Source organism: Streptomyces sp. NPDC001914 (assembly GCF_042891215.1).
Lineage (GTDB): Bacteria > Actinomycetota > Actinomycetes > Streptomycetales > Streptomycetaceae > Streptomyces.
Genome location: NZ_JBIASW010000020.1, coordinates 40,410 through 53,090, shown reverse-complemented (window position 1 = coordinate 53,090; position 12,681 = coordinate 40,410). Strand labels below are relative to the sequence as shown.

Annotated in this window: 13 protein-coding genes; 5 read left to right on the top strand and 8 right to left on the bottom strand. The window is 70.7% G+C overall.

The annotated features are described in order from the left end of the window. The first annotated feature begins 4 nt into the window (after positions 1-4). Entirely contained in the window at positions 5-1,147 is a 1,143-nt protein-coding gene (gene galK, locus ACFYYF_RS36445; protein WP_361684117.1) for a galactokinase, read from the top strand. Positions 1,148-1,156: 9 nt separating this feature from the next. Here the strand turns inward: galK and ACFYYF_RS36440 are convergent, their stop codons facing one another. Further along, entirely contained in the window at positions 1,157-1,594 is a 438-nt protein-coding gene (locus ACFYYF_RS36440; protein ID WP_388782618.1) for a GNAT family N-acetyltransferase, read from the bottom strand. A 268-nt stretch (positions 1,595-1,862) separates the two neighbouring features. On the opposite strand from ACFYYF_RS36440, the gene ACFYYF_RS36435 reads away from it, so the two are divergent. Continuing rightward, positions 1,863-2,630, top strand: a complete 768-nt coding sequence (locus tag ACFYYF_RS36435) for a response regulator transcription factor (RefSeq protein WP_326787288.1) — start codon at positions 1,863-1,865, stop codon at positions 2,628-2,630. Here ACFYYF_RS36435 and ACFYYF_RS36430 read toward each other — a convergent pair. Then, positions 2,589-3,086, bottom strand: coding sequence for a MarR family winged helix-turn-helix transcriptional regulator (locus ACFYYF_RS36430; protein ID WP_261703948.1), 498 nt, complete (start codon positions 3,084-3,086; stop codon positions 2,589-2,591). The two genes, ACFYYF_RS36435 and ACFYYF_RS36430, sit on opposite strands and share 42 nt — an antisense overlap. A gap of 172 nt (positions 3,087-3,258) precedes the next feature. Here ACFYYF_RS36430 and ACFYYF_RS36425 point away from each other — a divergent pair, with 172 nt between their 5' ends. Further along, positions 3,259-4,071 (top strand): trans-aconitate 2-methyltransferase, encoded by an 813-nt coding sequence (locus ACFYYF_RS36425; RefSeq protein WP_388782614.1) that lies wholly within the window; start codon positions 3,259-3,261, stop codon positions 4,069-4,071. Beyond that, positions 4,071-4,448 (top strand): glyoxalase, encoded by a 378-nt coding sequence (locus ACFYYF_RS36420; protein WP_388782611.1) that lies wholly within the window; start codon positions 4,071-4,073, stop codon positions 4,446-4,448. The genes ACFYYF_RS36425 and ACFYYF_RS36420 overlap by 1 nt, the downstream gene beginning before the upstream one ends. Positions 4,449-4,584: 136 nt before the next feature. Here ACFYYF_RS36420 and ACFYYF_RS36415 read toward each other — a convergent pair whose 3' ends face one another. Then, positions 4,585-5,265 carry a TetR/AcrR family transcriptional regulator gene (locus tag ACFYYF_RS36415; protein ID WP_361683917.1) on the bottom strand — a complete coding sequence of 227 codons (681 nt, stop codon included), beginning with the start codon at positions 5,263-5,265 and terminating at the stop codon, positions 4,585-4,587. Continuing rightward, complete coding sequence (locus tag ACFYYF_RS36410) at positions 5,262-6,272, bottom strand: fatty acid desaturase (protein WP_361683920.1); 1,011 nt, start codon at positions 6,270-6,272, stop codon at positions 5,262-5,264. The genes ACFYYF_RS36415 and ACFYYF_RS36410 overlap by 4 nt, the downstream gene beginning before the upstream one ends. Before the next feature lie 350 nt (positions 6,273-6,622). Here ACFYYF_RS36410 and ppc point away from each other — a divergent pair, with 350 nt between their 5' ends. Beyond that, positions 6,623-9,355: a phosphoenolpyruvate carboxylase gene (gene ppc / locus ACFYYF_RS36405; protein ID WP_388782608.1), complete on the top strand. Its 2,733-nt coding sequence runs from the start codon at positions 6,623-6,625 to the stop codon at positions 9,353-9,355. A 125-nt stretch (positions 9,356-9,480) separates the two neighbouring features. Here ppc and ACFYYF_RS36400 read toward each other — a convergent pair whose 3' ends face one another. The 4 genes from ACFYYF_RS36400 to ACFYYF_RS36385 all read right to left on the bottom strand — a co-directional run bounded on the left by ACFYYF_RS36400 (position 9,481) and on the right by ACFYYF_RS36385 (position 12,612). Continuing rightward, complete coding sequence (locus ACFYYF_RS36400) at positions 9,481-9,990, bottom strand: hypothetical protein (RefSeq protein WP_388782606.1); 510 nt, start codon at positions 9,988-9,990, stop codon at positions 9,481-9,483. 148 nt (positions 9,991-10,138) lie between these two features. Then, entirely contained in the window at positions 10,139-10,750 is a 612-nt protein-coding gene (gene pth / locus ACFYYF_RS36395; RefSeq protein ID WP_361683929.1) for an aminoacyl-tRNA hydrolase, read from the bottom strand. A gap of 73 nt (positions 10,751-10,823) precedes the next feature. Next, positions 10,824-11,417: a 50S ribosomal protein L25/general stress protein Ctc gene (locus ACFYYF_RS36390; RefSeq protein ID WP_388782602.1), complete on the bottom strand. Its 594-nt coding sequence runs from the start codon at positions 11,415-11,417 to the stop codon at positions 10,824-10,826. A gap of 217 nt (positions 11,418-11,634) precedes the next feature. Then, the gene (locus ACFYYF_RS36385) at positions 11,635-12,612 is read right to left on the bottom strand and encodes a ribose-phosphate diphosphokinase (protein WP_361683934.1); all 978 of its coding nucleotides are present in this window, start codon (positions 12,610-12,612) and stop codon (positions 11,635-11,637) included. Between the last annotated feature and the right edge of the window lie 69 nt (positions 12,613-12,681).

Genomic DNA, 12,681 nt, shown 5'->3' with positions numbered 1-12,681 from the left:
GCAGGTGGGGGTACGTGAGGGCTTCGAGGAGCTGTACGGGGCCGCGCCCGAGGGCGTCTGGGCGGCGCCCGGCCGGGTCAACCTGATCGGCGAGTACACGGACTTCAACGAGGGGTTCGTGATGCCGTTCGCGCTGCCGCACACGGCGGTCGCGGCGGTGTCCCGCCGGTCCGACGGAGTGCTGAGGCTGCACTCGGCGGACATCGAGGGACCCGTCGTCGAGCTGCGCGTCGACGAACTGACGCCCCGGTCGGACACCGGCTGGGCCGCCTATCCGGCGGGTGTGGTGTGGGCGCTGCGCGAGGCGGGCCACGCCGTCGGCGGCGCGGACATCCATCTGGCCTCCACGGTGCCCACCGGGGCCGGGCTGTCCTCCTCGGCGGCCCTGGAGGTCGTCACCGCCCTCGCCCTCGACGAGCTCTACGGACTCGGGCTCACCCGGCCCGAGCTGGCACGGCTCGCCCAGCGCGCCGAGAACGACTTCGTCGGCGTGCCCTGCGGGGTCATGGACCAGACGGCGTCGGCGTGCTGCACCGAGGGCCACGCCCTGCACCTGGACTGCCGTGACCTCTCCATCCGCCAGATCCCCTTCGACCTCGCCTCCCAGGGCCTCGAACTCCTCGTCGTCGACACCCGGGTGAAGCACGCGCTCGGCGACGGGGCGTACGCCGAGCGGCGTGCGGGCTGTGAGGAGGGGGCGCGGCAGCTCGGGGTGTCCCATCTGCGCGATGTCCCGTACGAGGGGCTGGACGCGGCCCTCGCCCGCCTCTCCGACGAGCGGGTGCGCCGCTACGTCCGCCACGTCGTCTCCGACGACCACCGGGTGGACCGGGTGGTCTCCCTGCTGGACGCGGGGGACGTCCGGGCGATCGGGCCGGTCCTGACGGACGGTCATGCCTCGCTGCGGGACGATCTGCGGATCTCGTGTGCCGAGCTGGATCTCGCCGTGTCGGCGGCGAACTCCGCCGGTGCGCTGGGGGCCCGTATGACGGGGGGCGGGTTCGGGGGGTCCGCCGTCGTGCTGGTGGAGTCCGCCGACATCGACGGGGTCACCAAGGCCGTGGTGGAGGCCTTCGCCGAGGCCGGCTTCACCGCTCCGCGGGTCTTCCCCGCCGTCCCTTCGGCCGGGGCCCGGCGGATCGGCTGAACGTTTGGCTCAGAACCGCTTCGTCAGGGTGTACTCCGTGATTCCCGGGGGGTAGTCCGGGATCACGGACACCACCTCGTAGCCCTGTTTGCGGTAGAAGTCCGGGGCCTGGAAGTCCCAGGTCTCCAGGCGGGCCGCGGTGCAGCCGCGTTCGGTGGCGGCCTGTTCGGCCTCGGTCAGGAGCCGGGTGCCCAGACCGGTGCCGCGGTGGCGGTCGTCGACCCACAGATAGGTGACGTGCAGCCAGGTCGTCCAGGTGTGGCCCACCAGCCCGCCGGCCAGGCCGCCGTCCTCGTCCAAGGCCCAGACGTGGAGCGGGAGTTCCCGCTCACCTGGGGTTCCGCGCAGCTCGCGCAGCACCGGGGACGCCGCCGTGTTCGTGTCCAGCAGCGATCTGCGGAGCAGATCCCGACGCTCCTTGTCTTCTCCTGTCTCGATATGAAACATACGGCTCACCCTAAACGCGCTGGCCAACCAGTTCTGCAAATTGGCTTCCGCTCTCCGCCCCCGCCCGTACTCTGATGAACAGTGCCGGTGGGGGCCGGTGCTGATCAGGGGGCGAGACAGTCGGGTACGACGCCCGAAGTGGGGGTAGCACTTCCAGCACGGCGGCGGCCGTGCGGCGGAGGCACCTCGTTTTCCGGGTCGCAAGCGGGCCCGGGATCACCTCGGGCGCCGTACCCGTACGGATCGTCCCCCGACAGTGGGGGTTTCTGTGGTTCGCATCCGAGTACTGGTCGTCGACGACCATCGCATCTTCGCCGAGTCGCTCGCCGCCGCGCTCGCGGCCGAGCCCGACGTCGACGTGTCCGCCGCCGGCAGCGGTCCGGCCGCGCTGCGCTGCCTCGAACGCGCGGCGGCCGAGGGCCGCCGTTTCGACGTCCTGCTCGTCGACGCCGACCTGGGCGGCAATCTGCCCGGCATGCGTCCGGCGGTGCCCGTCCAGGAGAGCAACGAGGACGGCCTGGTCGACGGCATATCGCTGGTCGCCGGGGTGCGTTCGGGACAGCCGGGCGTACGGACCGTCGTGCTGGCCGAGAAGGACGACCCGCGCCGGGCCGCGCTCGCCCTGCAGGCCGGGGCCTCGGGGTGGGTCGCCAAGGACTGCTCGCTGTCGCGGCTGCTCACCGTCATACGGGGTGTGCTGCGTGACGAGACCCATCTTCCGCCCGCCCTGCTCACCGGGGTGCTGCGCGAGCTCACCGCCGCGCGCAAGCACCGCACCGAGAGCGAACGGCTCGTCGAGTCGCTGACGCCCCGCGAGCGCGAGGTGCTGCGGTGCATGGTGGCCGGGCTCGGGCGCAAGGCGGTGGCGGAGCGGCTGTTCCTGTCGCCGCACACGGTCCGCACCCACATGCAGAACGTCCTCGGCAAGCTCGGCGTGCACTCCACCCTCGCCGCCGTCGCACTGGCGAGGCGCGCCGGGGTCGGACCCGTCGACCTAACCGGGGATGTTGTCGAACGGGGCGGTCAACTGGCGTAGCAGTCCGGCCAGTTCACCGCGCTGTGCCCGGCTCAGCTCGGCGAGGATCGCGCGCTCCTGGTCGAGCAGGCCGGCCAGTGCCTGGTCGGCGCGGTCGCACCCCTCGTCCGTGAGGCGGACGAGCACGCCCCTGCGGTCGCTCGGGTCCGGGAGGCGTTCCACCAGACCCTTCTTGGTCAGACGGTCGATGCGGTTCGTCATCGTGCCGGAGGTGACGAGCGTCTGGGTCAGCAACTGCCCGGGAGAGAGCTGATACGGGGATCCCGCGCGCCGCAGCGCCGTCAGGACGTCGAACTCCCAGGGCTCGAGGCTGTGCTCGGCGAAAGCGAGCCGGCGCGCACGGTCCAGGTGCCGGGCCAGCCTGCTCACCCGGCTGAGCACCTCGAGCGGTTCCACGTCGAGGTCCGGGCGCTCCCGGCGCCACGCAGCGACCAGCCGATCGACCTCGTCCTCCATGACGATCAGTGTAGTGGTTGTGTCGACATGAAGTCTCTTGATGTGGAGTTTCTCGACAGCAAGTCTCTTGACGTCGAGATATATTTGCTGTGAGGCTGGAGATCCGAACGGTCCGGTCACCGCCGCCCCTTCAGCGGTCCGCGACCCCGCGGCGACTTCGAGGAGGCCACCCATGGCTGCCACCCCCACCTGGGACCCGGGTCAGTACCTGCGCCACTCCCGGCACCGGGCCCGTCCCTTCGCCGACCTGCTCGCCCAGGTCACCGGCCTGCCGCGCGACCCGGCCCGCATCGCCGACCTCGGCTGCGGCCCCGGCAACGTCACCGTCCAGCTCGCCGCCCGCTGGCCCACCGCCCACATCACCGGCTACGACAACTCCGCCGACATGCTGGCCAGGACCGAGGAGCACGCCGGTCCCACGGCCGGCGGCGGACGGCTCGACTTCGCCCACGCCGACCTCACCGACTGGGTGCCCGCCGAGACGTACGACCTGATCACCTCGAACGCCGCCCTCCAGTGGGTGCCCGGACACCTGGACTCGCTCTCCGGCTGGCTCGACGCCCTCGCGCCCGGCGGCACCCTCGCCTTCCAGATGCCGCACAACACCGACGCCCCGCTGCACGTCATCCTGCGCGAACTCGCCTCCTCCCCGCGCTGGAAGGGACTCCTCGGCGACACGCTCCGCCCCGCCGACTCGGTCCACGACCCGCTCGTCTACCTGGACCGGCTGGAGGGCGCCGGCTGCCGGACGGACGTCTGGGAAACCACGTACATGCAGCTGCTGAGCGGCCCCGACCCCGTTCTCGACTGGGCGAAGGGGACCGCGCTGAGGCCCGTGCTGACCGCCCTCGCCGACGACCCCGAGGCCGCGGACGCCTTCCTCACCGCCTACCGGGACCTGCTGCGCGAGGCCTACCCCGCCCGGCCGTACGGCACCGTCCTGCCGTTTCGCCGGCTGTTCGCCGTGGCCCGGAAGGAGGCCTGATGCTCACCGCCCTCGACCATGTCCAGCTCGCCGCCCCGCCGGGTTCCGAGGACCTGCTGCGCGCGTACTACGTCGACGCCCTCGGCATGACCGAGACACCCAAGCCGCCCGTCCTCGCCGCCCGCGGGGGCTGCTGGTTCCGGGCGGGAGCCGTCGAGCTGCACCTCGGGATCGAGGCCGCCTTCCGTCCCGCGAAGAAGGCCCACCCCGGGCTGCGCGTCACCGGCATCGACGCCTGCGCGGCCCGGATCGCCGCCGCCGGATTCCCCGTCACCTGGGACGGGGACCTGCCCGGCCACCGGCGCTTCTTCTCCGAGGACCCCGTAGGCAACCGCCTCGAATTCCTGGAGCCGGAACCGGAGCCGGAGTCCGGCTGACGGCACCGACGGGCCGAGCCGCTTCCCCGCGTGGGAGAGCCGGGGCCGAAAGGCCGGGGAGCCGGAGGGCGGGGGTGGAGACCGGGGGGCCGGGGGACGGGCGGTCCGGGGGCGCGGGGGGCTCCCGGACCGTTCGCTAGGCCTTGCGGTGCCCTATCAACCGCGGCTTCGGCTCCAGCCCGTCCAGGCCGTGCCACGCCAGGTTCACCAGATGCGCGGCGACCTCCGCCTTGCGCGGCTTGCGCACGTCCAGCCACCACTGGCCCGTCAGCGCGACCATGCCGACCAGGGCCTGGGCGTACAGCGGCGCCAGCTTCGAGTCGAAGCCGCGGCTCTTGAACTCGCGGCCCAGGATGTCCTCCACCTGGGTGGCGATGTCCGAGATCAACGACGCGAACGAACCCGTCGACTGCGGGATGGGGGAGTCACGCACCAGGATGCGGAACCCGTCCGTGTACTCCTCGATGTAGTCCAGGAGGGCGAACGCCGCCTGCTCGCACAGCTCGCGCGGATGGCCCGCCGTCAGCGAACTGGTCACCATGTCCAGCAGCCGCCGCATCTCACGGTCCACCACCACCGCGTACAGGCCCTCCTTGCCGCCGAAGTGCTCGTAGACCACCGGCTTGGAGACACCGGCCTTGGCCGCGATCTCCTCCACCGACGTGCCCTCGAAGCCCTTGGCCGCGAACAGGGTGCGGCCGATCTCCAGCAGCTGCTGACGGCGCTCGGCGCCCGTCATGCGGGTGCGGCGCGCGCGCCGCGGCTTCTCGCTGCTGCTCGGGGTGCTGCTGGAGTCGGTCGCCACGCCGTCAATCATGCCGCTTCAGCGGTTTCCGTCTTGCGCCGGGAGCCGTTCCCGCCCTCGCTGCGCCGGGAATCGAGACGCGAGCGGGACGGCCAGCGCACGTCGTAGGCCCATCCGAGCTGCTCGCACCAGCGGATGATCCGCGCAGAGGAGTCGATCTGGCCGCGGTCCACACCGTGCCGGGCCGACGTGGGATCGGAATGGTGCAGGTTGTGCCAGGACTCCCCGCACGAGAGGACGGCCAGCCACCACACATTGCCCGAACGGTCACGCGACTTGAACGGACGCTTGCCGACCGCGTGACAGATCGAGTTGATCGACCAGGTCACATGGTGCAGCAACGCCACCCGGACGAGTGACCCCCAGAAGAACCCGGTGAACGCGCCCCACCACGACATCGTGACCAGACCGCCGATCAGGGCCGGCAGCGCCAGCGAGAGCAGCGTCCAGAGGATGAACTGACGCGAGATCGCCCGGATCACCGGGTCCTTGACCAGATCGGGGGCGTACTTCTCCTGCGAGGTCCGCTCCTCGTCGAACATCCAGCCGATGTGCGCCCACCACAGGCCCTTCATCAGCGCGGGGACCGTCTCGCCGTACCGCCACGGCGAGTGCGGGTCACCCTCCGCGTCGGAGAACTTGTGGTGCTTGCGGTGATCGGCGACCCAGCGCACGAGAGGGCCCTCGACCGCCATCGACCCCGCGATCGCGATCGCGATCCGCAGGGGACGCTTCGCCTTGAAGGAGCCATGGGTGAAATAGCGGTGGTAGCCGATCGTCACGCCATGGCAGCCCAGGTAGTAGAAGAAGACCAGCAGGCCGACATCCAGCCAGCTCAGCCCCCATCCCCAGGCCAGCGGCACCGCCGCCAGCAGCGCCAGGAACGGAACAGCGATGAAGAGAAGAAGGGTGATCTGTTCGAGTGACCCCTTCCTCTCGCCGCCGAGGGTCGCGGCGGGGAGCGAGGTGTCGTCGTCCGCCCGCGGGGCGTCGTCGATCACATCGGAACTCGTGGTCATGGGGCGTCCCCTGTGGGGTTCGAGGGTGAGGAACGGCGGGCAGGAGAGTCCGGGTGTGAACCAGGGTCCCCCCGCCGTCCGACGGGAATACCTACGGGTCCGTAACCTACGGCGTCGTAAGTATGTCAGCGCGTAGCCCGGCGGCAAGAGCCCGTGAGCCTGCGCGTCCGGGAGGACACCTATCCTTGGTATCGGTCGGACAGCGCGGTCCGCTCTGATTACTTCCCGGATGCCACCTCCCTAAGCGGCACCCGCCGCGCGCGGTCGTCACCCGGGTTCCCTCCCAGACGAGCTTCGAACGAGATTCCCCACTCTTCAGACGAGCTTCACCACTGCAAGGAGCCGCACCTGTGAGCAGTGCCGACGACCAGACCACGACGACCAGCAGCGAACTGCGCGCCGACATCCGCCGCCTGGGCGACCTGCTCGGCGAGACCCTCGTCCGGCAGGAGGGCCCCGAGCTCCTGGAACTGGTCGAGAAGGTCCGCCGCCTGACCCGCGAGGACGGCGAGGCCGCCGCCGAGCTGCTGCGCGGCACCGAACTGGAGACCGCCGCCAAGCTGGTCCGCGCCTTCTCGACCTACTTCCACCTCGCCAACGTCACCGAGCAGGTGCACCGCGGCCGCGAGCTGCGCGCCAAGCGCGCCGCGGAGGGCGGCCTCCTCTCCCGGACGGCCGACCGGCTCAAGGACGCCGACCCCGAGCACCTGCGGCAGACGGTCAAGAACCTCAACGTCCGCCCCGTCTTCACGGCCCACCCCACGGAGGCGGCCCGGCGCTCGGTCCTCAACAAGCTGCGGCGCATCGCCGCGCTCCTGGAGACCCCGGTCATCGAGGCCGACCGCCGCCGCTACGACACCCGCCTCGCCGAGAACATCGACCTCGTGTGGCAGACCGACGAGCTCCGCGTGGTGCGCCCCGAGCCCGCCGACGAGGCCCGCAACGCCATCTACTACCTGGACGAGCTGCACGCCGGAGCCGTCGGCGACGTCCTGGAGGACCTCACCGCCGAACTCGAACGTGTCGGCGTCGCCCTCCCGGACGACACCCGCCCGCTCACCTTCGGCACCTGGATCGGCGGCGACCGCGACGGCAACCCGAACGTCACCCCGGACGTCACCTGGGACGTCCTGATCCTCCAGCACGAGCACGGCATCAACGACGCCCTGGAACTGATCGACGAACTCCGCGGCTTCCTGTCGAACTCCATCCGCTACACCGGCGCCACCGAGGAACTCCTGGAATCCCTCCAGAGCGACCTGGAGCGCCTGCCGGAGATCAGCCCCCGCTACAAGCGCCTCAACGCCGAGGAGCCCTACCGCCTCAAGGCCACCTGCATCCGGCAGAAGCTCGAGAACACCAAGCACCGCCTGGCCAAGGGCACGCCCCACGAGGACGGCCGCGACTACCTCGGCACCGCCGAACTGCTGCGCGACCTCACCCTCATCCAGACCTCGCTGCGCGAGCACCGCGGCGGCCTCTTCGCCGACGGCCGCATGAACCGCACCATCCGCACGCTCGCCGCCTTCGGCCTCCAGCTCGCCACCATGGACGTACGCGAGCACGCGGACGCCCACCACCACGCCCTCGGCCAGCTCTTCGACCGCCTCGGCGAGGAGTCCTGGCGCTATGTGGACATGCCGCGCGACTACCGCGCCAAGCTCCTCGCCAAGGAACTGCGCTCCCGTCGCCCGCTCGCACCCACCCCCGCGCCGCTGGACGCCGCCGGACAGAAGACCCTCGGCGTCTTCGAGACCGTCAAGCGGGCCCTGAAGGTCTTCGGACCCGAGGTCATCGAGTCGTACATCATCTCGATGTGCCAGGGCGCCGACGACGTCTTCGCCGCCGCCGTCCTCGCCCGCGAGGCCGGACTCCTCGACCTGCACGCCGGCTGGGCGAAGATCGGCATCGTGCCGCTCCTGGAGACCACCGACGAGCTCAAGGCCGCGGACACCATCCTGGAGGACATGCTCTCCGACCCCTCCTACCGCCGTCTCGTGGCGCTGCGCGGGGACGTCCAGGAGGTCATGCTCGGCTACTCCGACTCCTCCAAGTTCGGCGGCATCACCACCTCCCAGTGGGAGATCCACCGCGCCCAGCGCCGGCTGCGCGACGTCGCCCACCGCTACGGCGTACGCCTGCGGCTCTTCCACGGCCGCGGCGGCACCGTCGGCCGCGGCGGCGGCCCCTCGCACGACGCGATCCTCGCGCAGCCCTGGGGCACCCTGGAGGGCGAGATCAAGGTGACCGAGCAGGGCGAGGTCATCTCCGACAAGTACCTGGTCCCCTCGCTCGCCCGCGAGAACCTCGAACTGACGGTCGCCGCCACCCTCCAGGCGTCCGCCCTGCACACCGCGCCCCGCCAGTCCGACGAGGCACTGGCCCGCTGGGACGCGGCGATGGACGTCGTCTCCGACGCCGCCCACTCCGCCTACCGCAGGCTCGTCGAGGACCCCGACCTGCCGACGTACTTCCTCGCCTCCACACCGGTCGACCAGCTCGCCGATCTGCACCTGGGCTCGCGGCCCTCCCGCCGCCCCGGCTCGGGCGTCTCGCTCGACGGACTGCGCGCCATCCCGTGGGTCTTCGGCTGGACCCAGTCCCGGCAGATCGTGCCCGGCTGGTTCGGCGTCGGCTCCGGCCTCAAGGCGCTGCGCGAGGCGGGCCTCGACACCGTGCTCGACGAGATGCACGAGCAGTGGCACTTCTTCCGGAACTTCCTCTCGAACGTCGAGATGACCCTCGCGAAGACCGACCTGCGGATCGCCCGCCACTACGTCGACACCCTCGTCCCCGACGAGCTCAAGCACGTGTTCGCCGTCATCGAGGCCGAACACGAGCTCACCGTGCGCGAGGTGCTGCGCATCACCGGCGGCGAGAAGCTGCTCGACACCAACCCGGTGCTCCAGCAGACCTTCGCCATCCGGGACGCCTACCTGGACCCGATCTCCTACCTCCAGGTGGCCCTCCTCAAGCGCCAGCGCGACGAGGCCGCGACCGGTGCGGCCGTGGACCCGCTGCTCTCCCGGGCCCTGCTCCTGACCGTCAACGGTGTGGCGGCGGGCCTGCGCAACACCGGCTGACCCGACGGCTCCGCCGGACACCGGCGGACAGACCAGAAGGCGCCCTTCACGCTCGTACCCGTACGAGCGTGAAGGGCGCCTTCCGGCTGAAAGGAGCCCCGGACCGGCTTCGGACCGGCCCCGGTCTACAGAACCAGGAACGTGGCCGTCAGCAGGGCCAGCCCCGCGCCCGCCATCAGCCAGGCCGCCCGGGTCAGCCGCAGACCGCCCGCCACCACCACCGAGGCGAGCAGCAGGGCGCCGCCGAGCGGAACCCAGGCGTACAGCAGACCGGCCGGGCCGCTGCGCACCACCTCGTCGCTGCCGGGCTTCACCGTGACCGTGTACGTCCGGCCCTTCTCCACCGCCACCGACTGGTCGATGACGACATGGGACCGTGCCTTCGAACCCGGCGACACCGGCGTGTACGGACCCGTGCAGACGTCCCCCGAGCACGACCGCACCGCGATCGTGCCCTGCTCCCTGCCCTTGCTGAGCATCACGTGCTGCGCGGTGCCCCAGGAGGCCCAGACGCCCGCGATCAGGATGAGCCCGGTGACCACGCCCATCGCCGCGCGCTGTCCGAAACGCAGCGCGGGGTGTGCGCTCCGGCGGGGGCCTCGATGTGCGGCGACGGCAGGCATGGCGGGGATCATTGGCCATGGCTGCGCGCTCGGTCAACCCCGGCTGGGGACAAGTCGTCAGTTGTACGGGTACGTCGGCCACCGGTACCGGCCGCCCGGGCTCCGCGCGCATCCCGGAGCCGAACGGGCCGCCCCTCGGGGAGCCCCCGCGGCCCGTTCCTCAGGAGTTGTACGTCCCCTGGGCCCGCTCCAGGCCCTCGATCACCAGACACTCCACCGCGTCCGCCGCCCGGTCCACGAAGTAGTCCAGCTCCTTGCGCTCGGCCGAGGCGAAGTCCTTCAGCACGAAGTCCGCGACCTGCATGCGGCCCGGAGGGCGCCCGATGCCGAACCGCACCCGGTGATAGTCCGCGCCCATCGCCTTCGTCATGGACTTCAGACCGTTGTGGCCGTTGTCGCCGCCGCCCAGCTTCAGCCGCAGCACGCCGTAGTCGATGTCGAGCTCGTCGTGGACCGCGACGATGTTCGCCGTCGGCACCTTGTAGAAGTCGCGCAGCGCCGTCACCGGGCCACCCGACAGGTTCATGAACGACATCGGCTTGGCCAGGATCACCCTGCGGTTCGCCGGACCCGGCGGCCCGATCCGCCCCTCGATCACCTGGGCCTGCGCCTTGCCCGCCCGCTTGAACTTCCCGCCGACCCGCTCCGCCAGCAGATCGGCCACCATGAAGCCCACGTTGTGCCGGTTCATGGCGTACTCGGGGCCGGGATTGCCGAGGCCCACGATCAGCCAGGGCGCATTGGCGTCGGTCGTCACGTCCGTGTCTCCCATGTGTCCTAGATACGCGGCAGCCGCCGCTCCCGGGAAGGAGCGGCGGCTGACACAGATGAAGATTCCGGAGGGATCAGGCCTCGGCGGCCGCGTCGCCCTCGGTCTCGCCCTCGGCGGCCGGCTCCTCGGCCTGGGCGGCCAGGACCTGGATGACGACCGCGTCCTCGTCGATCGCCAGCGTGGTGCCCTTGGGGAGCTTGATGTCCTTGGCGTGGATGGAGGCGCCGGCCTCCAGGCCCTCGATGGAGACGGTGACCGACTCCGGGATGTGGGTGGCCTCGGCCTCGACCGTCAGGGTGTTCAGCACGTTCTCGACGAGGAAGCTGCCCGGGGCCAGCTCGCCCTCGGTCTGCACGAAGACCTCGACGGTGACCTTCTCGCCGCGCTTCACGAGGAGCAGGTCGACGTGCTCGAGGAAGCCCTTGATGGCGTCGCGCTGGACGGCCTTCGGGATCGCGAGCTCGGTCTTGCCGTTCAGGTCCAGGGAGAGCAGGACGTTCGGCGTACGCAGCGCGAGCAGCAGCTCGTGGCCCGGCAGCGTGATGTGGACCGGCTCGGTGCCGTGGCCGTAGACGACACCGGGGACCCTGCCCTCACGGCGGACGCGGCGGGCGGCACCCTTGCCGAACTCGGTGCGGGACTCGGCGTCGAGCTTGACCTCGGACATGTTCACTCCTCGTAGAACGTGGGGAAGAAGGTCACCCGGCCAAACCATCGGCCTGCTACGAAGAGCGCGTCGATAACGGACCGCCGCACACAAGTGCGGCCTCCCTCGCCGAGCAACTGTGACAGCTTACGGGGCGGGGAGGCCGTACAAGAAATCGATCTAGGCGACCGGTCCGCGGCGAGGACTCAGGTCCGCCGCCGACCGGCTGCGGTGAGGCCTACTGCTCCTCGAACAGGCTCGTCACCGAGCCGTCCTGGAAGACCTCGCGCACCGCGTCGGCGATCGTCGGGGCGATCGACAGCACCGTGATCTTGTCGAGCTCCAGCTCGCCCGGGGTCGGCAGGGTGTCCGTGAACACGAACTCGCTGACCTTGGAGTTCTTCAGACGGTCGGCCGCCGGGCCGGAGAGCACACCGTGCGTGGCCGTCACGATGACGTCCTCCGCGCCGTGCGCGAAGAGCGCGTCGGCGGCGGCGCAGATGGTGCCACCGGTGTCGATCATGTCGTCGACCAGGACGCAGACGCGGCCCTTCACGTCACCGACCACCTCGTGGACGGTGACCTGGTTGGCGACGTCCTTGTCACGGCGCTTGTGCACGATGGCCAGCGGAGCGTCCAGACGGTCGCACCAGCGGTCGGCGACCCGCACCCGGCCGGCGTCCGGGGAGACGACGGTGAGCTTGGACCGGTCGACCTTGGCGCCCACGTAGTCGGCGAGGATCGGCAGAGCGAACAGGTGGTCCACCGGGCCGTCGAAGAAGCCCTGGATCTGGTCCGTGTGCAGATCGACCGTGAGGATGCGGTCCGCGCCGGCCGTCTTCATCAGGTCCGCGATCAGACGCGCCGAGATCGGTTCACGTCCACGGTGCTTCTTGTCCTGACGGGCGTAACCGTAGAAGGGCACGATCACGGTGATGCTCCGGGCGGAGGCCCGCTTGAGAGCGTCGATCATGATCAGCTGTTCCATGATCCACTTGTTGATGGGAGCCGTGTGGCTCTGCATCAGGAAGCAGTCGGCGCCGCGCGCGGACTCCTGGTAGCGGATGTAGATCTCGCCGTTCGCGAAGTCGAAGGCCTTCGTCGGGACGACCCCGACACCCAGCTTGTGGGCGACCTCCTCGGCAAGCTCGGGGTGGGCGCGGCCGGAGAAGAACATCATCTTCTTCTCGCCGGTCGTCGTCTTGATCCCGGTCACAGCACTGTCTCCTCAGAGGTCATCTCAGTGGGCGTGAGAGGCCTTCTCAGCTGGGTTGCGAGAGGGCTT